The sequence below is a fragment of the Agrobacterium sp. 22117 genome (assembly GCF_052045735.1).
Taxonomy (GTDB): domain Bacteria; phylum Pseudomonadota; class Alphaproteobacteria; order Rhizobiales; family Rhizobiaceae; genus Agrobacterium; species Agrobacterium cavarae.
Map to the genome: position 1 here is coordinate 368,141 of NZ_JBQEPP010000006.1, position 23,592 is coordinate 391,732.

Consider the following 23,592-nt stretch of genomic DNA (forward strand, 5'->3'; position numbering starts at 1 on the left):
CGCCTGAAGGCGGTTAGCGAAGGGCGGCTTCAAGCCCTTCTATCATGCGATCGACAGCCTGACCTGGCTCCAGTTGCCCCGTCAGAACCGCCTGGAAGGTGGGATTGACGACGTTCTCAGACCATCCCGCAGCACCCACGAAACCGTTCGGGAGACGGCCGAAATCAAGCGTCTGTGTTGCCGCGCCATAGATCGGATTTCCTGTTATTCGCTCATCCTTCAACGCGGCTGTGGATGCGGGAAAATAGCCGGTGGCTTCAAGAAGGGCGATTGCCGCGTCGGTCTGACCCCAGAAACTGATCCACTTCCACGCGGCCTCGATATTGTCTTCCTTGAAGATGCCGTTGCCAGCGTAGGCTACGCGTGCAATGTGCGCCTTCGGCCCCGCTGGCATGGGCGCCGTGCTGAACTGCACGCCGGGCTTAAGAGCGGTCGAAATCTCGATCAGCGAGCCCGTATGATGCCAGATCATCGCCGTCTGACCGGTTCTAAAACCTTCCATGATCTGGCGGTAGCTATCGTTCGGCGCACTTGGCGGCGCAACTTTTTCCTTACGGAACAGATCGGCATAGAAGGTGATTGCCTCCACGGCAGCCGGCTTGTCGATGGCCGCCTGACCGTTCTTAACGATCGGCGAGCCGAAGGCCTCCATCACGTCGATGACGTATTTGAACGCACCCGCACCACCGCGCATACCGAATGCATAGCGGTTCTTGGAAGGGTCCGTCAGCTTGCGGCTAACCGTCAGAAATTCCTCGAAGGTCTTCGGAGGACCGGCAATGCCCGCCTCCTCGAAATAGTCCTTGCGGTAATACATCCAGTCAACAAATGCATAGGCCGGAACCGCGTAAATCGCGTCTTCATGCGACATGCCCGCCCAGCGGTTTTCCGGGAGATTGGCTTTACCATCCCACGCGTTGACGCGCTCGGAAATATCGACGAGGGCGTCCATCGCCGTCAAGTCGGCAATACGTTCGGCGATCACCATGCCGGTGTCCGGTCGGCCGCCGGCAACAACCGCCGAAGACACTTTCGCCATGTATTCGGAATTGGGGATGTTCTCCTGCGTGACCGACACATCCGGATGTGCTGCTGCAAAGAGTTGAATGATTTTGGCCAGCCCTGCCATCTCCGACTGACTGGCGAAATGATGCCAGTAGCTGATGGACGTGGCGGCATTGGCGTTACGCAGGCCTGCGGCCAGGGCCAGCGCCGCGCTCGCGGCCAAGAATTCGCGTTTGCTAAGTTGCATGAAAACCTCCCAAAAGATCAGACTCCCTCTCTGATCTATCAGTAGAACCTAACACCCTTCTTTGAGGTAAGCAACACAGGACAGTGCCCGCCGCCTTTATTTCGCGATGGCAGATCAGACCAAGCCGAGGTTACGCTGCATGGCCGCCTGAAAATGGGCATAAAGAGCTTTCTCCGCAGCGTCGGGATTTCTCGTGCCGCAAGCCTCGAGAATATCGAGGTGCTCCTTGAGCGTTCGGGTCATGATGGGTGGCGTGACCTTTCGCTCCAGACGCAGCAATCTGAGATAATTGTGCATGCGTCTATACGCACTCTCGATCAAAGGATTGCGCAACGCCTGGATGATTTGCCCATGCAATTCCATTTCCAGAGCATCCATCTCCTGGATCTGATCCGGCCCTATCCCATCGCGTTCGACACGGCGCAAAAGCCTGGAATGCCGGACTTCCAGAGCATTTGTGACGTTCTCATCCCCCTCCTCGGCAAAGACCCGCACGGCGGCGCGCTCTACGATTGATCGGAATTGATAGGTGGAGCGTGTCAATTCAAGTCCAGGCCGGATGAACTGGATGCCGGAGCGGGGATGGATTGTCAGAATGCCTTCCGTCTCCAGCACCCGCAACGCGTCACGCAGCGGGGCGACCGGCACATCCACGATCGCACATAGTTCATTTTGCGAAATGAACGCTCCCACCGGCACCCTTCGTTCGAAGAGGCTTTCGAGGATACGCTCATAAGCGACATCGCTCAGGCGCGGAGCACCCGACGTCGCTCCGTTCGAACTCGCACTTCTTCGCTCCGGCATGTTTTTCATGATGACAAAATTTTTCCTTCTGATAGATCAGTGCATGTCATTAAACGATCAAAGAGCGCATCATGTCTATTTCTCAATTCCGTATAACGCGATTTCAGTTTGCCCGCGACAGAGTAATTGGCGATAGTCAGGTTCGTATCGACGATACCAATGTCGCCGCCCTGGAACTGGTCTCCGAAAGCGGTGAGGTCGGACTGGGGTTCATTCAGTCGCTGTTTTATCCCCTGCCCGATCAGGCAGAGATTGAAACGGTCTTCGAAACCGAAGTTTGGCCGACGATTAAGGGGCAAAAGGCCGTAGGTATCGTGCATCGCGTCAATAGACCTCGTGGCGGAAATCAGCGCGCCTTTTTCTTACCATTCCACGAAGCGCTGCAGGTTGCTCTCTGGGACCTTGCAGCAAAAGAAGCGGGCCTACCGCTTCACCAGCTTCTTGGAAGCAGACGAGACCGCGTCCGCGCCTATGCAAGCGGACTTGATTTTCACCTCAGCGACGAAGCATTTCGCGCTCTATTCTCCTATGCGGCCAGCATTGGATACACAGCTTTCAAGATAAAAGTCGGCCACCCGGACTTTCAGCGGGACCTGAGACGACTGGAGCTTTTGAGGGAATCGGTACCGGCCGGGTCGCTGGTCATGATCGATCCCAACGAAGCCTGGAATTCAAAAGAGGCGCTGGTCAAATTGACAGCCATTCGAGATGCGGGCCACGATCTTCTTTGGGTCGAAGACCCGATTTTGCGTCATGATTTTGAGGGGCTGCGGACGTTACGCCACGCCGTCAACTGGACTCAAATCAACAGCGGCGAGTATCTCGACATGCCGGGAAAGCGCATCCTTCTGGAGAACCATGGTACCGACCTTCTGAATGTTCATGGCCAGGTCACGGATGTCATGCGTATCGGCTGGCTCGCCGCCGAAATGGGCATCCCCGTCAGCCTCGGCAACACGTTCCTGGAAGTCGGCATCCATATGGCGGCAGCTCTGCCTGAAGTGGAATGGCTGGAATACTCCTTCCAGAACTACGATCATCTAGTGGAAACGCCGATCGAAATTCGCGATGGCTATGCTTACGCACCCAATCGCCCCGGCCACGGCCTCGTTCTCTCGGAAGACGCGCGGCGGGAATGGGCAAGGCCCGTGCGCCTACCAACGTCAAAGCTCGGACCTGCGCCGAAAAATGACCGTCTTCCCATTCCTCAAGACCTGTTCTAGGCCACGAATAGGCAAGGTGAGTGGCGCCGCAAGCGCCGCTTACCATCCGACAAGCGTATGGTTTTCATGCACCAGTTGGTGCATCGACAACAAAAAAGGAATGCGTTTCAGAGATCTTCGATTTGTCGGTCCATCTTGTGATCCAGACCGAGCCGTTGGTAGTATAGTTATGAATACGATGCGAGGGAAACGGCATGTATCGTGATTTGGAAGGCTACTATCGACAGCAACCCGAACCGCCACCACGGAAACCGGAGTATCGGCAGCTTTCTGAGCGCGAGCAGAAGGTTCTGATTTGGGTGCTGGCCTTCAACGCCGTGTTGGCGCTCGTCGCGCCGATTGGCGGCGCGACGGTGATCTCTGCGGTTTTGGCGCTGTTTCAGGGCTGAGTACCGACAGCGTCACGCGTTAACGGTGAAGCGTCCGAAGGCACCGCGGGCAAAACACAATGGGTCGCCCTCACGATGGGCGGCGCGAAGAACGCGACCGATGATGATCGAATGGTCGCCCGCGTCATGAACTGACGCCTGGGCACATTCGAAGCGGCTCAATGTCCCCGGAATGATCGGCACTCCCTCTGAATTTCGCTCCCAATCCAGTTCCTCAAAGCCGCGACCGCCGCGGGTAAAGCGTGAGCAAAGCGCGTCCTGTTCGGCGTCCAGAACATGGATGGCGAAATTTGTCGCGCCGATGAAGAAGTCGTGGCGGGTTGAGGTCTTTGCTGGAGACCAGAGCACCAGCGGTGGGTCCAGCGACACGGACGAGAAGCTGTTGACCGTCATGCCAAGCGGCCCGTTGGCCGTATCGGCCGTCACCACCGTCACACCCGTTGGAAAGTTTCCAAGCGCATTGCGGAAGCTTCGCGCGGTCGTCGCGTCCGGAACGAAGAGATGCTCGGTCTGCGTGTTCACACTGCTCATCGATGTCATCAGGGCACCTCACGACCATTTGCCAGCGTATAGAGTTCGAACCATGTCTGGCGGTCCATTTCGACCTTTTCGGCATCCGAAATGGCAGCGATACGGGCCAGGTTGTTGGTTCCCATCACTGGCAGGATCTTCGCCGGGTGGGCCAGCAGCCAGGCCACGGCAACAGCTGCCGCATCCACATTCTTCTCCTGGGCGATACGCTCCAGCGCCTCGGACAATGGACCGTCTTTCCCCATCAGCGACCCACCGCCCAGAGGCGACCAGGCCATGACTGGCAGCGCACGCTCTTGGAGATAGGCGAGATCGCCATTGGTGAAGGCAGAGGTTTCAGCAAGGCTGATCTCGATCTGGTTGGTGACCAGCTCTTCCGTCATGTTGGATTGCAGCAGCGAAAAATCCCATGGCCTGAAATTCGATACGCCGACACTCCTGACCTTGCCGGAGGCCACCAGCGCATCCAGCGTCTCACCGGTCTCCTCCGGATCCATCATCGGATCCGGACGGTGGATCAGGAGCAGATCGATACGATCTGTATTCATGTCGCGCAGCGAGGCTTCGACGGACTCATTGATGTGCTTCGCACCCGTATCGTAATGCTTGACGCGGGCAGCCGAATGGCGGCCGGCGGGAGCAACGATGCCGCATTTCGTCACGATTTCGATTTTGTCGCGCAGCGAAGGCGCCTCTCGTAGGCCATTGCCCAGGATGGCTTCCGCTGTGTAGCCGCCATAAATATCGGCCTGATCCATGGTGGTGATGCCCTGTTCCAGGCAGGCCTCGATCTTCGCCTGCACATGGCGCGGCGAGGTGTCGGTGTCATCGCCGATCCGCCACATGCCGTAAACGATGCGGCTGAAGGAAAGCCCGGGTGTGATATCGATGCGTTGCATTAGTGGCGCTCTCCATTGCCAAGAGGTGTTGCAGGGGTTTCTGCAGGAACCCGGCCGCGCGCATGCGGCAGCGAACAGGTTTTCATTTGCGGCAGAACCCTACGGCCAAAGTGCTCGGCCTCGTCAAGATGCGGATAACCGGAGAAGATGAAGGCACGAATGCCCATCTTCTGATATTCCTCAAGCTTCGTCAGGACCTGATCGGTGGAACCGACAAGTGCTGCACCACATCCCGAACGGGCGCGCCCGACACCGGTCCAGAGATGCGGCTCGGTGTAGCCGAACTGGTCAGCCTGTTCGCGAGCCTTTGCCTGATGGGCGACGCCTAGCGAGATGCTGTCATGCGCGCGGGCACGGATTTGACGTCCATATTCGTCATCGAGCTTCGAGACGAGATGTTCGGCGTATTCCTGCGCTTCGGCTTCCGTGTCGCGGACGATCATATGTACACGCAGACCGTAATCCAGCGTGCGGCCATGGGCTTCGGCACGTGCATGCACGGCGCGCATGCGCTCGGCCAGTTGTTCCTTCACCTCAGGCCACATCAGGTAAACGTCGCATTGGGCACCGCAGAGTTCCAGCGCATCCGGCGAATAGCCCCCGAAATAGAGCAGCGGTCCACCATTCTGCTGATAAGGGCGTGCGGGTTCGGTCGTGACATTCTTGAACTGATAGACTTCGCCATCGTGATTGATTTCATCACGCGTCCACGCCTGACGCAGGATTTCGACCACCTCGTGGCTGCGCTTGTAGCGATAGGCACTGTCGGCGACCTCCCCCGGAAAGTCGGAGCTGATGACGTTCAGCGTCAAACGACCTTTCAGCATGTGATCGAGCGTCGCGACAGTGCGCGCCAACATGATGGGCTGCATCTCACCACAACGGATTGCGGCGAGGAAGTTAATCTCCTCAGTGATCGGCGCACAACCGGCAACGAAACTCAGCGTATCCTGTCCCACCTGATAAGAAGACGGGCAAAGAATGTTGCGAAAGCCAAGCTCTTCGGCTTTCTTGACGATGGAGGAGCAATGATCCCAGTTGGAGCGCAAGCGACCGTCTGGCACGCCAAGAAACTCGTAGTCATCGGAGCAGAGCGCCGAAAACCAGGACACCTCGGCAGCGTCGAGGTCAGCTGAGGTTACGGGCACAACGGTCATAAAAAATTCTCCCAAAACGTCCAATGCCTATTTGAATATCATCGGCCTTGATGTAAATCAATGATGTATCAATTTTTTATGCCGCGGGAGGAAAGGCGTTGAAAATGAAGAGCTCCAAGGGAAGTCTGCCCATGTATCTCCAGATCGCCGAGACATTGGTGCGTGATATTGCGGCGGGGCGTTTGATTGATGGCGAGAAACTTCCGCCGGAAAGAGACATGGCAAAAGAGCTGGGGATTGCCGTCGGCACCTTGCGAAAAACGCTGGCCGAACTGGAGAGCCGTGGCCTGCTGGAGCGCATTCAAGGCTCAGGCAATTACATCCGAGCAATCAACGATCCGCAGAGTGTCTATGCCCTGTTCCGGCTGGAACTCATTGAAGGTGGCGGCTTGCCAACGGCAGAGATTCTAAGCGTCAGCCTTGAGACGAAAAATCCAAGCCTTCCTCCCTTCGGCAGGTCATTGCAGGGGCATCGCATTCGCCGCCTGCGAAAGATTGGGGGCAAGGTTGCTGCCATCGAGGAGATTTGGCTCGACGGTTGTTATGTCGATTCGATCGTACCGGAAGATCTGTCCGAATCGCTCTACCTCTATTACCGCACGAGATTGAACCTCTGGATCGCCAAGGCGGAGGACCATATCGATCTTGGCCACGTCCCTGATTGGTCGCCTGCCACCTTCCGCCCTGCAAGCGGCGATCTGTTGCCGCATGTCCTGCGCATCAGCCACTCGCACAATGGAGAAAAGGCCGAGGTGTCTCACACATGGTATGACCATACCGTTGCCCGCTATGTCAGCAGATTGCGGTGAGAACTCCGGTAAAGACCGATATGCCTATGCTGCACCGGCATAGCGAAAATTATCTCGCAAAATCAACGAAAACTGGAACGAAACATCCGCACGGGAATAAAATTGATACACTATTGATTTCTTTTTTTTCGCAGCTATGATTTTTGTCAAGGAACTCGTCGGCAATGACGAGCTTGGGAGGAATGAATGGCTTCGGTAAGCCTGCGCAAACTGGAAAAGAGCTATGGCTCGCTTTGCATCGTCAAAGGCATCGATCTGGAGATTGCCGACGGCGAGTTCGTAGTCTTCGTGGGTCCATCCGGTTGCGGCAAGTCCACGACGCTTCGTATGGTGGCCGGGCTCGAGAGCATCAGCGGCGGTGAAATCCGCATTGGCAACACGGTTGTGAACAATCTGCCGCCGCGCGGGCGCGACATCGCCATGGTCTTTCAGGACTATGCGCTTTACCCGCATAAGACCGTGCGCGAGAATATGGGCTTCAGCCTGAAGGTTCGCGGCGTTGCACTGAGTGACGCCGATAAGCGGATCAATGAAGTTGCGGAAATGCTTGGCATCGCACATCTGCTCGACCGGCGCCCCGGCCAGCTTTCCGGCGGCCAGCGCCAGCGCGTGGCCATGGGCCGGGCGATCGTCCGCCGGCCGCAGGTCTTCCTTTTCGATGAGCCTCTATCGAACCTCGATGCCAAACTGCGCGGTCAGGTTCGCACCGAGATCAAGCGTCTGCATCAGCAGATCGGCACGACGATCATCTACGTCACCCACGACCAGGTGGAGGCGATGACTCTCGCCGACCGGATCGTCATTCTGAAGGGTGGCGAGATCGAGCAGGTCGGCACGCCGGACGAGGTTTACAACAAGCCGCAGAGCGCCTTCGTCGGCGGGTTCGTCGGCTCGCCGGCGATGAATTTTGCCCGCGCCCGAATGTCAGGAGGCAAGGTTCTCTTCGGCAATGGCGACAGCCTCTTCAGCAATGGACTTAATCTCGGCAAGGCAGATGCGCTGGATGGGCAGGAGATACTGGTCGGTATCCGTCCAGAGCACTTTGGTGGCGTCGTCGATGATGCTGCCGTGATGTCGGCGGAAGTCCAGGTGGTAGAACCGCTGGGTTCTGACACGCTCGTCCACTTCAAGATCGGCGACGATATGCTGACGGCGCGCATGGCACCCGACGCACGACCCACAGTGGGCGAGACGATCCGCATCGGCATCGATCCATCGCGAATTCATCTGTTCGATGCACAAAGCGAGCGGGTCATCAATTAAAAGCAGGACGATAAAAACGTCCGCGTAGTCAAGGTTCAACGGGAGGATGGAATGACAATCAAGATTATCACGGGCGCACTGCTGGCACTCGGCCTGACGACATCTCTGGCATCTGCCGCAGATCTCAAGGTCTATATTTCAAGCCAGCATCAACCGCAGGTCTGGCGCCAGGTGCTCGACAAGTTCGAGGCGGCCAACCCGGACACGAAGGTCGCGATCGAAACAGGCGGCAACACGTCGGAAGCCCAGGCACAGTATCTCAACACCATCATGTCAGCCAAGGACCCGTCGCTTGACGTGCTGATCCTCGACGTCATCCGCCCGGCGCAGTTCGCTGCCGCAGGCTGGACTGTGCCGTTCGAGGGCAAGGACATGTCGGCCTATCTGCCTGCCTATGCGGATGCCAATACCGTGAATGGAAAGGTCGTCGCGTTGCCTGCCTTCGCTGACTCGATGTTCCTCTATTATCGCAAGGATCTGCTGGACAAATACGGCATCGCCCCGCCAAAGACATGGGATGAACTGACGGCTGCGGTCAAAAAGATCGCTGAAGGCGAAAAGAACCCGGACCTCCAGGGCCTCTCCTTCCAGGGTAAGGCGATCGAGGGTGCTGTCTGCACCTTCCTCCTGCCCTATTGGAGCCAGGGCAAGAACCTTGTGGAGAACGGCAAGCTGACCTTCGACAAGACGGCAGCGGTCAATTCGCTCAAGCTCTGGAAGAGCTTCGTGGATCAGGGTGTAGCGAAGAAGAATATCGCCGAAGTCGCGACGGATGATACGCGCAAGGAATTCCAGGCCGGCAACGTCGTCTTCGCCGTCAACTGGTCCTATGCCTGGGCACAGTCTCAGGGCAAGGATTCGGCGGTCGTCGGCAAGGTCGGCGTTGCCCGCCTCCCAGCTGTTTCCGGTGGCGAACAGGCCACCTGCCTTGGCGGCTGGGAATGGGGCGTTTCAGCCTATTCCAACCACAAGGACGAGGCACAGAAGCTGGTCGAGTACCTCTCAAGCCAGGAAACGTCCACCTTCATGGCGGTCAACGGCTCGCTGCTGCCAACATACCCTGCTGCCTATAAGGACGAAGCCGTGCTCAAGGCGGCACCCTGGTTCGCCGATGCGCTGCAGGTGGTCGAGACCGCCAAGCCGCGCCCGGTCACCCCGCGCTACAACGAGGTGAGCGAAGTCATTCGTACGACTGTCAATGCCGTCCTTGCTGGCGTTACCACGCCTGAAGATGGCGCTGCGCAAATCGAAGCGCGCCTGAAGCGTATCATCCGCTAAGGTTTTGGGGAGTGCCGCGCAGTTGCCGGCACTCCCTTAAACATCAATTCACATTCGTTTGGGAGATGCGACGGTGATGACCTCGTCTCTGCACGTCACGCATGGTGCGGAAAAACCCGCTCCTCGCTGGACGAACTGGCTCGATCTTGGCGATCGCGCGCTTGCCGTCCTCTTGCTAGCGCCTGCAGGCATCCTGCTAGCGCTCATCATCGTCTATCCGGTGCTGAAACTCGGCTACACGAGTTTGTTCAGCCTTTCCCTGACGTCCGGCCTGCCGGCTAAGTTTGTCGGCCTCGATAACTACCGTCTAATGCTGGAAGATCCAGTCTTCTGGGAAACGACCTGGAACACGGTGCTGATCACCCTAATTACCGTTCCAGGTGCGCTGCTGATGGGACTGGCACTGGCGCTGCTTGCCAATCTTCCCTTCCGCACGCAATGGCCTGTTCGCCTTTCGCTTCTCATCCCCTGGGCGCTGCCACTTTCCTTCGCAGGTCTCATCTTCGCGTGGTTCTTCCATTCCGAGTATGGTGTCGTCAATGATGTGCTTAACCGCCTCGGTTTCGAAGGGATTATCTGGTTCAACTCGCCCAACTGGGCGTTCGCGGCCATTTGCCTGACGATCATCTGGAAGACCTCTTCCTTCATGGCGTTGATCATTCTTGCCGGCCTACAGACGATTCCGCGCTCGCTCTACGAGGCAGCGGACGTGGACGGTGCAGGCAGGATTCGTCAGTTCTTTGAAATTACCCTGCCCCTGTTGAAGCCGGCCATCGTCGTTGCGCTGATCTTCAGAACCATTACGGCCCTCCAGACCTTCGACATTCCATACATGATGACAGGCGGCGGCCCAGGCACGTCCACGGCAACGCTGGCCATGTATATCCACCAGAACACGGTGTCGTTCCTCGATCTCGGTTATGGATCGGCATTGGCTGTCGTGATGTTTGCACTTTCCATGGTGGTGACCGTCATCTATCTGCGCGCCATCAGGACGAAGGACTGAGCCATGAGCACTGTAACATCTCCCGGTCTTTCCTCCATGCTCGCGGGCCGGCCGCTTCGGCTGTTCGCTGCAGCCGCACTTCTCATCAATGGCATGTTCCCGGCGCTGTGGATTCTCTTCACCTCACTGAAGAACGAAGCGGAACTGACGGCCAAGCCGATCACATGGTTGCCGCACGCGCCAACACTTGCAAACTATATGCAGGCATTTTCCGACCAGCCATTGCACATCTTCCTGTTTAACAGCTTCATGGTCGCGCTGCTCTCCACCTGCCTAACGCTCTTCATCTCGGTGCTGGCAGCCTACGCGCTTGCGCGGCTAAACCTGCGTTATCGCGGCCTGATCCTCTCTGCCATCATTGCTGTCTCCACCTTTCCGCTGGTGACGCTCTTGGTGCCGCTCTTCGAAATCATGCGCACGCTGAATCTGTTGAACACCTGGATTGCGCTTGTTCTTCCCTACACCGTGTTGTCGTTACCCGTCTGCACTCTGATGCTGGTCTCTTTCTTCGAGGGTATCCCGCGTGACCTCGAAAACGCAGCGATGATCGATGGCTGCACCCGTATCGGCGCACTGTTCAAGATTGTCGTTCCGCTCTGCGCGCCGGGGGTTTTCACCGCAGGCATTCTCGCCTTCGTCAATGCGTGGGACGAGTTCCTGTTGGCGCTGTCCTTCAACTCGAATCCGTCGCTTCGAACCCTGCCGGTGGGTATCCAGCTCTATCAAGGCGAGTTCGCCTTCCCGTGGCCGGTCATTTCCGCAGCGCTCGTCGTCGGTATCGTCCCCGTTGCGATCCTCATCGTGATTTTCCAGGAACGTGTCGTCTCCGGCCTGACCGCGGGCGGCATCAAGGGCTAGTCGCCGCAATGTTATCCGAGAGAGCGCATGCAAGCGTTCTCTCCAGCGCCGCTAGCGCTCCACATCGAGAGAGTTTGCCATGCATTTCCAAAAGACACCCGACGGCTTCGAACTGGCCATCAACGGAAGCACCGTTCTCCGCCACTCGACCGATGCCTCTTGCATCTTTGTCGGCAAGGGCGAAGAGCGCATGGATATGTATCGCGGCAATTTCGATATCGAAGATTACGTGGTGGAGCGCGTTGCGCTAAGCCACGCAGACGTCGAGAGCGACAGCGTCACCCTCTCGACGGGAGAAGGCCAACCGCCGAGGCTCCGCTTGACCATCGCAGACAACAGCGTCAGGACCGAAGCACTCGATCCATCTATCAACCGCTTCTGGCTGCGGGTCGCCGCCGAAAAGGACGAATGCGTCTGGGGTGGCGGCGAGCAGATGTCATACTTCAATATGCGTGGCCGCAAGTTCCCGCTCTGGACATCGGAACCTGGCGTCGGACGCGACAAAACAACGGAACTCACCTTCAAAGCGGACGTCACCAGCAAGGCGGGCGGCGACTACTATCACACCAACTACCCGCAGCCGACCTATGTCTCCTCGCGTCGCTACGCGCTGCATGTGGAAACAACCGCCTACTCCGTCTTCGACTTCCGTCATAAAGGTTTTCACGAGATCGAAGTCTGGGCGGTGCCGGAGCGCCTGGAGTTTTTCGCAGCAGACAGCTTCAAAGCACTGGTCGGGCAACTCTCTCTGCGCTTCGGCCGTCAACCGGAACTTCCCGAGTGGATTTATAATGGCGCGATCATCGGCCTCAAGGATGGCGAGCAATCTTTTGCGCGGCTTGAGAAAATCCGTGCGGCGGGTGTGAAAGTCTCCGGTCTGTGGTGCGAAGACTGGGTTGGCTTGCGCCACACCTCGTTCGGCGCAAGGCTTTTTTGGGACTGGAAAGCCAACGAGGAACGCTATCCGGCGCTCCGCCAGAAGATCGACGCGCTTGCCAGCAACGACATCCGTTTCCTCGGCTATGTGAACCCCTATCTTTGCGTCGATGGCTCCTTCTTCCCGGAGGCCGAAGCGAAGGGTTACTTTGCCAGGAACGACGACGGTGAAACGGCGCTGGTCGATTTCGGCGAGTTCGACTGCGGCGTGGTGGATTTTACCAACCCTGAAGCAATGGACTGGTTTGCCGAAACGATCATTGGCCAGAACATGCTCGATTATGGCCTCTCCGGTTGGATGGCGGATTTCGGCGAGTACCTTCCGATCGACATTCACCTCTCCAACGGAGTAGATGCCAAGCTGATGCACAATGCCTGGCCGACCATCTGGGCCGAGGTGAACGCGAAGGCAGTCGCAAGTCGTGGCAAGACCGGCGAGGCACTGTTTTTCATGCGCGCGGGGTTCACCGGGGTCCAGGCGCATTGCCCGTTGCTATGGGGCGGAGACCAGTCGGTGGATTTCACAAGGCATGACGGCCTCGTTACGGTCATCTCCGGCGCGCTCTCCTCCGGCCTGCTCGGCAATGCCTACCACCACTCGGATATCGGCGGCTATACCAGCCTGTTTGGCAATGTCCGCACAGCAGAACTCCTGATGCGCTGGGCCGAAATGGCCGCCTTCACCCCAGTCATGCGCACCCACGAGGGCAACCGCCCGCGCGACAATCTACAGATCGACCAGGACGAAACCGTCCTCGCGCACTTTGCCCGCATGACATCGATCTATGTTCACCTGGCCCCCTACCTGAAGACTCTCTCCAGACAAGCGGCCGAAACCGGCCTGCCCGTGCAACGCCCGCTTTTCCTGCATCACGAGGACGACCGCAGAACGTATGACATTCAGGACGCCTATCTCTACGGAGAAGACCTTCTGGTCGCGCCGGTCTGGCAAGCGGGACAAAGCGAGCGCACCGTCTACCTGCCGCGAGACGCTGAGTGGGTGCATGTATGGACCGGCTCGGTGCATGATGGCGGTCAGGAGGTGACAGTGGAAGCGCCACTCGGCCAACCGCCGGTTTTCTATCGCAAGAACTCGAAGAATGCCGAGCTCTTGGCCGATATTCAAGGGATCTGACAGAGGGAGGTCGAGACGTCGTGTGGTCTGCTCACAGACTTGCTGACTAGGCCTCGTTGCGCTCCATCCCAAACGGCTATCATCTCGCAGGCATATCCGCCTTGATTTTGGATAATGACTTGACTGGCTTACTCATCTTTGGGATTTCGAAGGTGCGTTCGTCGTTTCCCATTGCACAGAATGGCGTGGCGCTCTTGAGGAGTATGCATTTATGTCTAGCAGTCGAGTCGAAGTCGCCACCCAGCACGCGAGCCGCTATCTGCAGCAATTGTCGAAGCACTGGGCACACAAATTTGAGACCGAGTTCACGCCGGTTTCATCGAAGATCGCTCTGCCGCTCGGTGACGCGCGCCTCAGTGCAAACGATACCCAGTTGGTCATCGAGGTCGCTGCGCACAAAAGCGAAGACCTGACGGTTCTCCAGGATGTCGTCCAACGTCATATCGAGCGTTTCGCATTCAAGGAAACGCTCGCGTTTGAATGGCGACCGCTCGCCTGACTTCATCTGCTTCAGCCCGCCACATCGTGGCAGGCTGATTATCTCAACAGCGCCAATCCAAGCTCAGACGGGCTTAAAGCGCCCGGGCCGGAAGGTCGCCAGCATTGGATGTTCGGCGCCGCTCGCGACCTCATAGGCCAGCAACTCGCCGACGATAAGACCGAGGGTCGCGCCGCTGTGGCTGAAGGCGACATAGTAGCCTGGTATGTCTTTCATCGCCCCGACTACCGGCTCGCCATCGCCCGGGATCGGCTTTCCGCCGACACCAACGGAAGCGACCTCGAGTTGGGGGTTACCCTCCATCACTTTGGCAGCCTCGGCCAGCAACTCGGCAATCACACTCTCGTGGACCTGGTAGCTACCGTCTGCGCTAACGCTTACACCCTCGTCGGCCGCCCAGTCCGCATCGAGCGAGAACGTGCCGCCAGGCGCTGGACGAACAGCAACACGCGGTGTGTTCAGCACGGCACGCAAAGGATGAGCCAGGGGCTTGGTCTGAACGAGAAGGGCGATAGGTGTGTCGTCGCCGATGGTCTGGTCGTTCTCAGCAGCCATTTTCGGCACCGCCGGACCGGTCGCGAGAACAACGGCGTCCGCGCGGTGTAGATCGCCCTTGAAGGTTTGCGCCCCGATTGCGCGACCTCCTTCGATCACCACCTTGGCAGCACCTTGATCCGTGACGACAACGCCGCCGAGTTCGGAAAACTCCTTCAGCAGCAAACCGATCAGTGTCGGCAGGTCGACCCAGCCTTCGCCGGGATTGAAGATCGCGCCTTGCGGGGTAATGCTGCTGGTGTCGAGACCGGGCACAACGCGGGAGACGTCCTGCGCCGAAAGCCGCTGTGCGTCGTAGCCAATTGAAACCTCGTGGCGATAGGCGGCGTCGATTTCGTTTCGCTCGTCATCGGCATCCCAGGTCAGTCCACCGTCAAAGCGCAGCCAGTCTGCGTCCGGGTTCTTCGCGGCGAGCGTGCGATAGCGATCGATGCCCGCCACGCGCAACCGGTGATACGGCTCGGAGCGCATGCGCGCCGAATTCAGCCAGGAGAGCGAGCGGCCGGAGGCGCCGTTGGCAGGTGGGCCGTCATTGAGGATCGTCACATTGACGCCACGGCGCGCCAGTTGGACAGCTGTGGAAACGCCAAAGATACCGGCGCCGATGATGACGGCTGTCGAGATGATATTGTCAGTCATGGGATAGGCTTTCATTCGATTGTGATTATGGGTGTAAGAACCGCCTCAGGCGTCTTCCCAACGACCGCTGGTCGCGGATCGGAAGAGCGCGTCGATCGCCTTCATGTTTGCGATCGCGTCGTCGAGTCCCGTCTCGAGTGACGTGCCGGAGAGCACCGCTTCGGCGAAGGCATCGACCTGTTCGCGGTACTGATCGACAGGCTCGATCACGATCTCCTGTCGGCCGCCGCCTGCGAGGTCCCGCCCGTCGTCGAAGATCAGCACGGTTTGTTGATCGGCTGGTGCATTGAAGGGGATGGGGATTTCCAGACGACCGCGCGTTCCAAGGACCGTCACCTTCTGCGTGAGCGACAATTGCGTGGAGCAAGTGAAGGCAAGCTGCCTTCCTTCCGGAAATGCCAGCAATCCGCTGGTCAACCGATCCGTGCCGAAAACCGGATCGTTCTCCATCAGCGCAATGGCCCGTAGCGGCTCGGCGTCAAACAGGAAGCGCGCTGTGTTGATGGCGTAACAACCGACGTCGAACAGGCCGCCGCCGCCAATATCGGCCTGGTTGCGGACATTCTTTGGGTCGTCGAGATAATAGGCAAAGATCGTCTGGATGGCCCTGACATCGCCAAGGCGTCCTTCCGCAACCATCGCCCTCGCCTTCTTCCATTGGGGATGGTGCCGAACCATGAAGGCTTCTGCTACCGGCAGGTTGGCGGCCTTTTGCGCCTCCGCCAGTTCGCTCGCCTGCGCTGCATTGAGCGCGATCGGCTTCTCGCACAGCACCGGCTTGCCATGCTCCAACGCCTTGATTGTCATGGGAACGTGGAGATGATTGGGCAAAGGGTTGTAAATGGCGTCAATGTCCGGATCGGACAGCAGATCCTCATAGCTGCCATAGGATTTCTCGATGCCGAAGCGCGTCGCCATTGCGCTTGCCTTTTCGGCATCCCGTGAGGCAAGGGCTGCAACGCGCCCTAAACAGCTGGACTGGATGGCGGGAATAACAGCCTTGGCAGCGATGCCTGCGCAGCCCAGCACTCCCCATTTGATCATTTGTGTCATCTTATTTTCTCCTGATACTCAGAGCACTTCCGCGAGGAAGCGCTGAAGGCGCGGGCTCTGCGGGTTGTCGAATATTGCCTCCGGCGTGCCTGCCTCTACCACACGTCCCTCATCCATGAAGACAACCTGATCAGCGACACGGCGGGCAAAACCCATCTCGTGCGTCACGACGACCATGGTCATGCCACGCGTGCCAAGATCTGCCATGAGATTGAGAACGCCCTTGACCAGTTCCGGATCAAGCGCACTCGTCACCTCATCAAAAAGGATGACTTCAGGCTCCATGGCCAGCGCACGCGCAATGGCGACGCGCTGCTGCTGCCCGCCGGACAGACCGCCCGGGCGATGATGCTGGCGGCTTGCGAGGCCGACCTCGGCGAGCTTCGCCTTGGCGATACGCTCAGCCTCGGCTGCGGGCAGACCCTTGATCTTCGTCAGAGACAACATGACGTTTTCCAGCGCCGTGTGATCGGGAAAAAGATTGAAGTGCTGGAAGACCATGCCGACCCGACGGCGCAGCCTCTCCGGCTTCATGCCCAGAATGCTTTCTCCGTCGAGGAGAATATCGCCGCTCTTCGGCTCGACGAGCCGGTTGATCCCACGCAACAGGGTGGATTTCCCTGAGCCAGAGGGACCGATGATGCAGGTGACGCTGCCCGGCTTTACCGAAAGATCGACGCCCTTCAGCACATCGAGATCGCCATACGCCATCCCAAGACTGCGCACATCAAGGCCACCGCCCTTGAAGACGGTGCCGGTGGCGCGGGACGCACCATCGAGCTCACTCACTTCCTCAAGGCCACTGGTGATGGTCGAAGGACGCTGCTTGCCAAGCCGCAGCCGATTATCGATCATATTGACGACGTGGGTAAGCGGTACGGTCACGATCAGGTAGAACACACCGGCCAGCAGCAAGGGGGAAAGATTGCCAGTCACAACCGCCTGGTCCTGCCCGACACGAAAAATCTCGCGCTCGGAGGCCAGAAGGCCGAGAAAGTAGACAAGGCTCGAATCCTTGACGTTACCGATGAACTGATTGACCAGTGCCGGCAGCACACGGCGAACACCCTGCGGCACGACGATAATGCGCATGCCCTGACCATAGCTCATCGAAAGGGCGCGGCACGCTTCCATCTGGCCACGATCGACGCTCTGAATACCGGAGCGGAAAATCTCGCCGATATAGGCGCCGGCGATCAGGCTGAGCGCCAGAATGCCGAGCGGATAAGGGGATGGACCGAAAAGTTCGCGGCCGATGCGGGCAAAGCCCTGCCCGATCAACAGGATGGTAACGATCGCCGGAAGGCCACGAAAGATGTCGGTGTAGAGCCGGGCGGGAATGCGCAGCCAAGGCGAGCGGGAAATACCCATGATGGCAAGCACCATGCCAATGACCACCCCAAGCACCGTCGAGGTCGCAGCAAGGATCAGCGTGTTTTTTAAACCAACCGTGATCATGGTTGGCAGCACTTCGGCCATGGCGTTCCAGTCAAGGAAGCTGCGGCGCAGGTTTTCAAGCCAGTTCATCAGAAATCCCTAGAGCATGTCGCCCAAAAGTGGCCACCGGTTTTGCGGTAACGACACGCGACAGAAGAAGGACCTAAAGTGGAAGGAGCGAATTCAAATGATCGCCACACACTTTAGAAAGAAAGGCCGGTTCGACCGGTAAAGGCCGAACCGGAAGGTGGCATTACTGCTTGGGAAGATATGTCGCAGGCATGGGCGTTCCCGGGAACCACTTTTCGTGGAGCTTCTTCCAGGTCCCGTCCTGCATCGCCTCTTTCAGCGCCTTGTTGATCGCCTCGCGCAGGGCGTCATTACCCTTGCGAATGACGAAGCCAGCAGGCGCATCGAAGCTTGGAATGTTGACGGCGATCTTCAGTGCCGGATAGCGGGTGGAATAATCCTTTGCCGCCTCAAAATCGAGGAAGTGGGCATCGACCGTGCCGTTATTCAGGGCCGAAACGGCGGAGTTGTTGTCCGGAAATTTCACGAGATCGGTGCCGGCAAAGTTCTTCTCGGCATAGATTTCCTGAAGTGTGCCCTGGACGACGCCGAGGCGCTTGCCCTTGAGACCCGCAGCATCCTTGATATCCTCGGAGGTCAGGACGCTGAGGAAGCCGGCAAGATAACCGTCGGAGAAATCAACGGTCTCCTTGCGCTTGGCCGTTGTACCGATCGCGGCTGCAGCGACGTCGAAGCGGCCGTTCGCCACTGACGGCATCAATGCCGAGAATTCCTGACCCGTGAAGATCACTTGGTCTTTTTTGAAGCCCATGCGCTCGGCAATATTGAGAAACAGTTCGATGTCGAAACCAGTGAAATTGCCGTCTGCCGTAGTGAAAGCGTAGGGCTTGGCGTCGCCCATGGTCCCGACGCTGATGGTATTCTGGTCGATAAGGCCCAACGGATTATCGGCGAGCGCTGGTGTTGCGGCGGCGATCAAACCGAAGGTGAGCGCGACGGCCGCGGCACGCATCTTGGTCAGTGGAGATGTAAAAGCTTCAGTCAGTCGCATTGGCGTCGTGTCCTCTGGAGTTGTTGTTTGCGATGTCGTCAAGGCGCGTGGGTCCCATCCGGAAGACGGCGCGAAGCCACCAATCCCGGCCCATGCAGTTCGCATGCTGAAAGTCTTCTTATTGGATTGATACCGGTCTCATTTTAAAAGAGACCGGTCTCTTTCATATTTAGCAATTGTTAGCTTCGCATTTGCCAGTCGTCAAGTTCTCTTGTAAGGCTGTCATTTATGGACAAAAGCCCGCCCAAGAACTCTTCCGTCACTGTGGCCGACGTCGCGCGCAAAGCCGGCGTCTCGAAAGCAACGGCCGCGCGTGTTCTAGGCGGATACGGAACTGTCAGCGACCGCGTGCGTGAGGTCGTCACGGCGGCAGCCCGCGCTCTTGGTTATCGAACGAACGAGCTTGCCCGCAGCATGACCACCGGCCGCTCGGGTTCGATCGGTGTCGTGGTCGGCGATATCGAAAACCCGTTTTTCAGCCTTGCCGTTCGCGGTATCACCGACATCGCACGACAGGCTGGCTTTACGGTCATTCTCAGCAACTCCGGTGAGGACATCGACGCGGAGAAGGCAGCCATTCGCACTTTGCTCTCCAAGCGGGTGGATGGTCTCATCGTTTCGCCAGCCAAGGATGATGACGTCGAGCATCTGCACGAGGCTGTGCGTTCGGGGTTGCCGCTGGTGCTGCTCGACCGTGGGAGCGATACTCTTGCTGTTGACACCGTAATTGCTGATGACCGGCATGCTGCAGAGAGCATTACGCGGCAGTTGGTTTCACTCGGCCACCGCCGCATTGCCTATGTCACCGCCTGCGACACACCGGACCATAACTTCCGCACCCTTCAGGATATCAGCACCGCTTCCGTGCGACGGCGCATAGAAGGGTACCTCCGTGTCTGCGAAGAGGCCGGCCTGAGCGATATGGCGAAATGGGTGCGCGTCGGTGCCGTGACACCCGACCAGACCCGGCGGATCGTCACCGACATGCTTCAATCGCCGCAACGCCCAACGGCCATTATTGCCTCGGACAGCATGATCGCGCTCGAAGCGTTCAAAGTCCACCGCCAGTTGGGTCTTACAATCCCGGACGACGTGTCGCTTGTGTCCTTCCACGATGCGGACTGGACATCGGTGACGTCGCCGCCAGTGACGGTGGTGCGCCAGCCTGTCTACGATCTCGGCGCGACAGCGGCCGAACTTCTCGTCAGGCGCTTGAATGGGGCAACGGAAACTGCGCGTAAGGTTGTCCTGAAAACCGAGATCGTTGAACGCGCCTCTGTGCGAGCGGCGCTTTAAGTTTTTCGTCTATCGGACGAGTTGCCCGAAAGATAAAAGAGCGAAAAACGTTAGAGGGGTGGCGTGAAGCAACGCCACCCCTCTCATGCATTTGTCAGGGAAGATCGCGCACCAGCGGTTCACGATCCCAGTGGCGCTTGGCGCCGACCGTCAGAAAATCGTCGACTGGGACGACACCTTCATCCATTTCGACATTTGCTTTGTCGAGCAATGCCTTGGTGGCAGGACAGTAACCGATCGTCTTGCAGTGAGCATAGGCATCCATGAACCACTGGATTGCCGCGGCCTCTTTCGTCAGCTTCTGTGCAGCCTCCGGAGCGAGAATGGAAACGACCGCGTCGAACAGGAAGGAAGGCGATCCTGCAAGCTGACCATCGGCGGGCATCGTACCGCCATTGAGTTTGACGCCGCCGACTTTCCTGGCAACAACGAAGGGTGTTCCACCTTGCTGCTTGATCTCGTTCAGGAGTTTGTCGACCGCGCTCTTGTTGGAGCCATCATCGATCAGCACGCCAATCTTTCGCCCTTCCAGGGTCTCCAGAGCGTTCTTCTGGATCGACAAGGCGTCTGAGACCGGCATGTCGATCGGCTCTCTTTTCGGCGAGGACTTTGCGGGAAGATCGATACCCAGACCATCCGCGACCCGACGCGCCAAGTCTTCCTCGATGTTACGCAGGTTCGACACGACGTTTTGCCGGACATGCGCGAGTTGCACTTTCGAGAGTTCGAACACGATCGCGGAGACGATATGCGTTCTCTCGCTCTCCGTCTGCGACCGAAAGAACATACGAGCCTGGCTGTAGTGATCGGCAAAAAGTTCGTCACGCTGGCGAAGCTTCTGGGCCGGATTGTTTCGCTCGTCATTGGTCTCGAATGTCGAGAAGCCGGTTGCGACAGACGCGCGTGGTCCGCTGTCTTCGCCTGCCTGGTTCAGGCTGTTCGGCTCGTAGTTGGCCCTGCCCTTGGGAACCAGCGTCTGCATCATGCCGTCGCGCTGGAAGTTATGGAAGGGGCACTTCGGCGCGTTGACAGGGATTTGATGGAAGTTCGTCGTGCCGAGCCGGGACTTCTGCGTGTCGAGATATGAGAACAGTCGGCCCTGAAGCAGTGGGTCGTTGCTGAAGTCGATACCCGGAATGATGTTGCTGGGCAGAAACGCGACCTGCTCGGTCTCGGCAAAGAAGTTGTCGACGTTTCTGTTGAGCGTCATCCGACCGATGATCTCGACAGGAATGTCCTCTTCCGGAATAAGTTTGGTGGCGTCCAGTACGTCATAGGGCTGCTTCTGAGCCCATTCTTCATCAAACACCTGGATCCCGAGATCCCACGAAGGGAAATCGCCCTGGTCGATGGATTCGAAAAGATCGCGGCGTTGGAAATCCGGGTCGGCACCGGCAATCTTTACGGCTTCGTCCCAGGTGGTAGACGCCAGGCCAAGATTGGGCTTCCAGTGAAACTTAACGAACTTGCTTTCGCCTTCAGCGTTCACCAGACGGAAGGTGTGAACGCCGAAGCCCTCGATGTGGCGGAAGGACCGCGGGATCGTGCGATCCGACATTGCCCACATGATCATGTGCATCGATTCCGGCATCAGGCTGACGAAATCCCAGAACGTATCATGAGCCGAAGCCGCTTGAGGGTAACCCCGGTCCGCTTCCATTTTGACGCTGTGGATGAGATCCGGAAACTTGATGGCATCCTGGATAAAGAAGACCGGAATGTTGTTGCCGACCAGATCCCAATTGCCGCTTTCGGTGTAGAGCTTCACAGCGAAGCCTCTGACATCACGTGGCGTGTCGACAGAGCCGGCACCACCGGCGACCGTCGAAAAACGCACGAAAACAGGACAGCTCTTCCCTGCCTCCTGGAAGATGGACGCCTTGGTCAGGTGTGGTATGGCCTTGGTGCATTCGAACACGCCGTGCGCGCCCGACCCTCTGGCATGCACGATCCGCTCAGGGATCCGCTCATGGTCGAAATGAAAGATCTTTTCGCGAAGGACAAAATCCTCCAGCAGGGTGGGACCCCGACTCCCCGCCTTGAGGCTGTTCTGATTGTCCGAAATACGGTGGCCGAAATTGTCGGTCAGATAGGCTGCGCCTTCCCCACCATCCGCACCAATCGTCTGCTGCAGTTCGTCGCCTTTGCCACGCTGCTCTTCAAAGCTTGCCTGGCCGGAGCCGGGCGCGAGCTCGTGAAGAGAATTGTCAGTGCTCGGCGAATGGTTCCCTTGCTTACGCTCGGTCATAGCCAAATCCTTTGTGGTTTGATGAATGGAAGAACTGCACGCGTGCGCGATGCAGAGGCGTTGGCGAAGCCAAGCTCAAAGCTACAATGGACCCAACGAAAGTCGGTTCCACCTCATCAACCATGATATTCGCTATCAGGCGCTTTCGTACCCTTTCGAACCAATGGAAGGTCGCGGCAGGTGGTACAGATATTACGGTGGATGAAGGCTCAGCGAACCATGCAAATCCGTCTCAAAACTTTGGGAGGCAAATATAAATAATTTAACAAAAGTTGGCGCATGGTAATACAGGCAAACAATTCAATTCTTCGATTCCGACCTTTATTGATATCAACCCGAAATTGATAATCTTTGATGTTTTTATTCTTCGGCGATTAGCGCTATTACGCAGAAATATCGTGAGATTACACTTATATTTCGCGCAGCTAATCCTGTGTTTTCGTTGGAAAATAAAGTGTCTTCCTGTTGAAGTATCACGATTTTGCACTAATGATTGAAGACACGCGGGGCAGCCAAACCCGCTGGCAGTAAAACGTAATGCTGAATGATCGAAGTGTCTTAAACACAATCTGAGCGTGTTTTGACGTGCATCGATGCAGGATCGGAGCAAAGGTTGGCTTCGTTCGTCGCGAGATGTGGAAAGACATTCACGCTTATGCCGTCTTGCGTGCGTTGCGGCGGCTGAGAAAGATGAGCGCAAACTGCGTGAGACTTCGGCAAGGGCCGAAAGGCTATAGAGACAAAAATCTTGATAGGTCGCTGACGATCAGCGATTGGGGCAAACGGGGTGTAAAATGGGTTTTAAAGAAGCGGTTCGGACGGTTCTTAAAGAGAAATATGCCACCTTCTCTGGCAGAGCCAGCCGATCTGAATTTTGGTGGTTTCAGCTTTTCTACTATCTCGTGGGGTTCTTCTGCTTGGTGATCATGGGATTGCTTTCACTGGGCCACAATCAAGAAGAAGGTATTCCATCCTCCGTCATCGTAATGATGATCGTATCGGGGCTACTGTTCCTCGGAATGTTTCTGCCGCAGATATCCGTTACTGTTCGCCGGTTCCATGACAGGAATCTTTCCGGCTGGTGGTATCTAGGCTTAATAGTTGCGAGCATGATCCCCCCCATCAGCCCTATTATAGGTCTTGCAATACTTATACTCGTTATCCTTCCCGGAACAAAAGGTCCCAACAAGTTTGGCCTAGACCCTCTGACCCCGCTGTCCTCCGCAGAGGTGTTTGCCTGAAAC

At 57.6% G+C, this 23,592-nt stretch carries 21 protein-coding genes; 11 read left to right on the forward strand and 10 right to left on the reverse strand.

All coding sequences use genetic code 11. From position 1 onward, the window contains the following. Positions 1–13: 13 nt before the first annotated feature. Complete coding sequence (locus ACTJKV_RS18825; protein WP_112956844.1) at positions 14–1,252, reverse strand: ABC transporter substrate-binding protein; 1,239 nt, start codon at positions 1,250–1,252, stop codon at positions 14–16. A gap of 114 nt (positions 1,253–1,366) precedes the next feature. Next, positions 1,367–2,056, reverse strand: coding sequence for a GntR family transcriptional regulator (locus tag ACTJKV_RS18830; RefSeq protein ID WP_112359855.1), 690 nt, complete (start codon positions 2,054–2,056; stop codon positions 1,367–1,369). Positions 2,057–2,127: 71 nt separating this feature from the next. Here ACTJKV_RS18830 and ACTJKV_RS18835 point away from each other — a divergent pair, with 71 nt between their 5' ends. Continuing rightward, positions 2,128–3,279 (forward strand): mandelate racemase/muconate lactonizing enzyme family protein, encoded by a 1,152-nt coding sequence (locus tag ACTJKV_RS18835; protein ID WP_440599291.1) that lies wholly within the window; start codon positions 2,128–2,130, stop codon positions 3,277–3,279. A 194-nt stretch (positions 3,280–3,473) separates the two neighbouring features. Beyond that, the gene (locus tag ACTJKV_RS18840) at positions 3,474–3,668 is read left to right on the forward strand and encodes a hypothetical protein (protein ID WP_343107206.1); all 195 of its coding nucleotides are present in this window, start codon (positions 3,474–3,476) and stop codon (positions 3,666–3,668) included. Between the two features lie 12 nt (positions 3,669–3,680). On the opposite strand, the gene ACTJKV_RS18845 is transcribed toward ACTJKV_RS18840, so the two are convergent. The 3 genes from ACTJKV_RS18845 to ACTJKV_RS18855 are packed head-to-tail and all read right to left on the reverse strand — an operon-like array spanning position 3,681 to position 6,255. Then, the gene (locus ACTJKV_RS18845; protein WP_112956847.1) at positions 3,681–4,208 is read right to left on the reverse strand and encodes a flavin reductase family protein; all 528 of its coding nucleotides are present in this window, start codon (positions 4,206–4,208) and stop codon (positions 3,681–3,683) included. After that, a complete protein-coding gene (locus ACTJKV_RS18850; protein WP_440599292.1) occupies positions 4,208–5,098 on the reverse strand; it encodes an aldo/keto reductase in 891 nt (296 codons plus the stop codon). The genes ACTJKV_RS18845 and ACTJKV_RS18850 overlap by 1 nt, the downstream gene beginning before the upstream one ends. Beyond that, positions 5,098–6,255, reverse strand: coding sequence for an LLM class flavin-dependent oxidoreductase (locus tag ACTJKV_RS18855; protein WP_440599293.1), 1,158 nt, complete (start codon positions 6,253–6,255; stop codon positions 5,098–5,100). The genes ACTJKV_RS18850 and ACTJKV_RS18855 overlap by 1 nt, the downstream gene beginning before the upstream one ends. A 104-nt stretch (positions 6,256–6,359) precedes the next feature. On the opposite strand from ACTJKV_RS18855, the gene ACTJKV_RS18860 reads away from it, so the two are divergent. The 7 genes from ACTJKV_RS18860 (at position 6,360) to ACTJKV_RS18890 (ending at position 14,039) form a co-directional block, all read left to right on the forward strand. Continuing rightward, positions 6,360–7,064 (forward strand): GntR family transcriptional regulator, encoded by a 705-nt coding sequence (locus ACTJKV_RS18860; protein ID WP_440599294.1) that lies wholly within the window; start codon positions 6,360–6,362, stop codon positions 7,062–7,064. Between the two features lie 186 nt (positions 7,065–7,250). Next, positions 7,251–8,327 (forward strand): ABC transporter ATP-binding protein, encoded by a 1,077-nt coding sequence (locus ACTJKV_RS18865; RefSeq protein ID WP_440599295.1) that lies wholly within the window; start codon positions 7,251–7,253, stop codon positions 8,325–8,327. A 51-nt stretch (positions 8,328–8,378) separates the two neighbouring features. After that, positions 8,379–9,605 (forward strand): ABC transporter substrate-binding protein, encoded by a 1,227-nt coding sequence (locus tag ACTJKV_RS18870; RefSeq protein ID WP_440599296.1) that lies wholly within the window; start codon positions 8,379–8,381, stop codon positions 9,603–9,605. Between the two features lie 76 nt (positions 9,606–9,681). Continuing rightward, positions 9,682–10,611, forward strand: a complete 930-nt coding sequence (locus ACTJKV_RS18875; protein ID WP_440599297.1) for a carbohydrate ABC transporter permease — start codon at positions 9,682–9,684, stop codon at positions 10,609–10,611. 3 nt (positions 10,612–10,614) lie between these two features. Continuing rightward, the gene (locus tag ACTJKV_RS18880) at positions 10,615–11,469 is read left to right on the forward strand and encodes a carbohydrate ABC transporter permease (protein ID WP_113261296.1); all 855 of its coding nucleotides are present in this window, start codon (positions 10,615–10,617) and stop codon (positions 11,467–11,469) included. 79 nt (positions 11,470–11,548) lie between these two features. Continuing rightward, a complete protein-coding gene (locus tag ACTJKV_RS18885) occupies positions 11,549–13,540 on the forward strand; it encodes an alpha-glucosidase (protein ID WP_440599298.1) in 1,992 nt (663 codons plus the stop codon). A gap of 211 nt (positions 13,541–13,751) precedes the next feature. Further along, positions 13,752–14,039: a DUF2218 domain-containing protein gene (locus ACTJKV_RS18890; protein ID WP_440599299.1), complete on the forward strand. Its 288-nt coding sequence runs from the start codon at positions 13,752–13,754 to the stop codon at positions 14,037–14,039. 63 nt (positions 14,040–14,102) lie between these two features. Here ACTJKV_RS18890 and ACTJKV_RS18895 read toward each other — a convergent pair whose 3' ends face one another. The 4 genes from ACTJKV_RS18895 to ACTJKV_RS18910 all read right to left on the reverse strand — a co-directional run bounded on the left by ACTJKV_RS18895 (position 14,103) and on the right by ACTJKV_RS18910 (position 18,804). Continuing rightward, complete coding sequence (locus tag ACTJKV_RS18895) at positions 14,103–15,233, reverse strand: NAD(P)/FAD-dependent oxidoreductase (protein ID WP_440599300.1); 1,131 nt, start codon at positions 15,231–15,233, stop codon at positions 14,103–14,105. 45 nt (positions 15,234–15,278) lie between these two features. Continuing rightward, positions 15,279–16,286 (reverse strand): Gfo/Idh/MocA family protein, encoded by a 1,008-nt coding sequence (locus tag ACTJKV_RS18900; protein WP_440599301.1) that lies wholly within the window; start codon positions 16,284–16,286, stop codon positions 15,279–15,281. A gap of 18 nt (positions 16,287–16,304) precedes the next feature. After that, positions 16,305–17,813 (reverse strand): amino acid ABC transporter permease/ATP-binding protein, encoded by a 1,509-nt coding sequence (locus tag ACTJKV_RS18905; RefSeq protein WP_112956858.1) that lies wholly within the window; start codon positions 17,811–17,813, stop codon positions 16,305–16,307. A 163-nt stretch (positions 17,814–17,976) separates the two neighbouring features. Continuing rightward, the gene (locus tag ACTJKV_RS18910; RefSeq protein WP_062442189.1) at positions 17,977–18,804 is read right to left on the reverse strand and encodes an ABC transporter substrate-binding protein; all 828 of its coding nucleotides are present in this window, start codon (positions 18,802–18,804) and stop codon (positions 17,977–17,979) included. A 228-nt stretch (positions 18,805–19,032) separates the two neighbouring features. Between ACTJKV_RS18910 and ACTJKV_RS18915 the strand changes: the two genes are divergently transcribed. Beyond that, complete coding sequence (locus ACTJKV_RS18915) at positions 19,033–20,100, forward strand: LacI family DNA-binding transcriptional regulator (protein WP_440599302.1); 1,068 nt, start codon at positions 19,033–19,035, stop codon at positions 20,098–20,100. A gap of 94 nt (positions 20,101–20,194) precedes the next feature. Here the strand turns inward: ACTJKV_RS18915 and ACTJKV_RS18920 are convergent, their stop codons facing one another. Beyond that, positions 20,195–22,348 (reverse strand): catalase, encoded by a 2,154-nt coding sequence (locus tag ACTJKV_RS18920; protein ID WP_440599303.1) that lies wholly within the window; start codon positions 22,346–22,348, stop codon positions 20,195–20,197. A 794-nt stretch (positions 22,349–23,142) separates the two neighbouring features. Here ACTJKV_RS18920 and ACTJKV_RS18925 point away from each other — a divergent pair. Then, a complete protein-coding gene (locus ACTJKV_RS18925; protein WP_440599304.1) occupies positions 23,143–23,589 on the forward strand; it encodes a DUF805 domain-containing protein in 447 nt (148 codons plus the stop codon). Positions 23,590–23,592 lie beyond the last annotated feature (3 nt).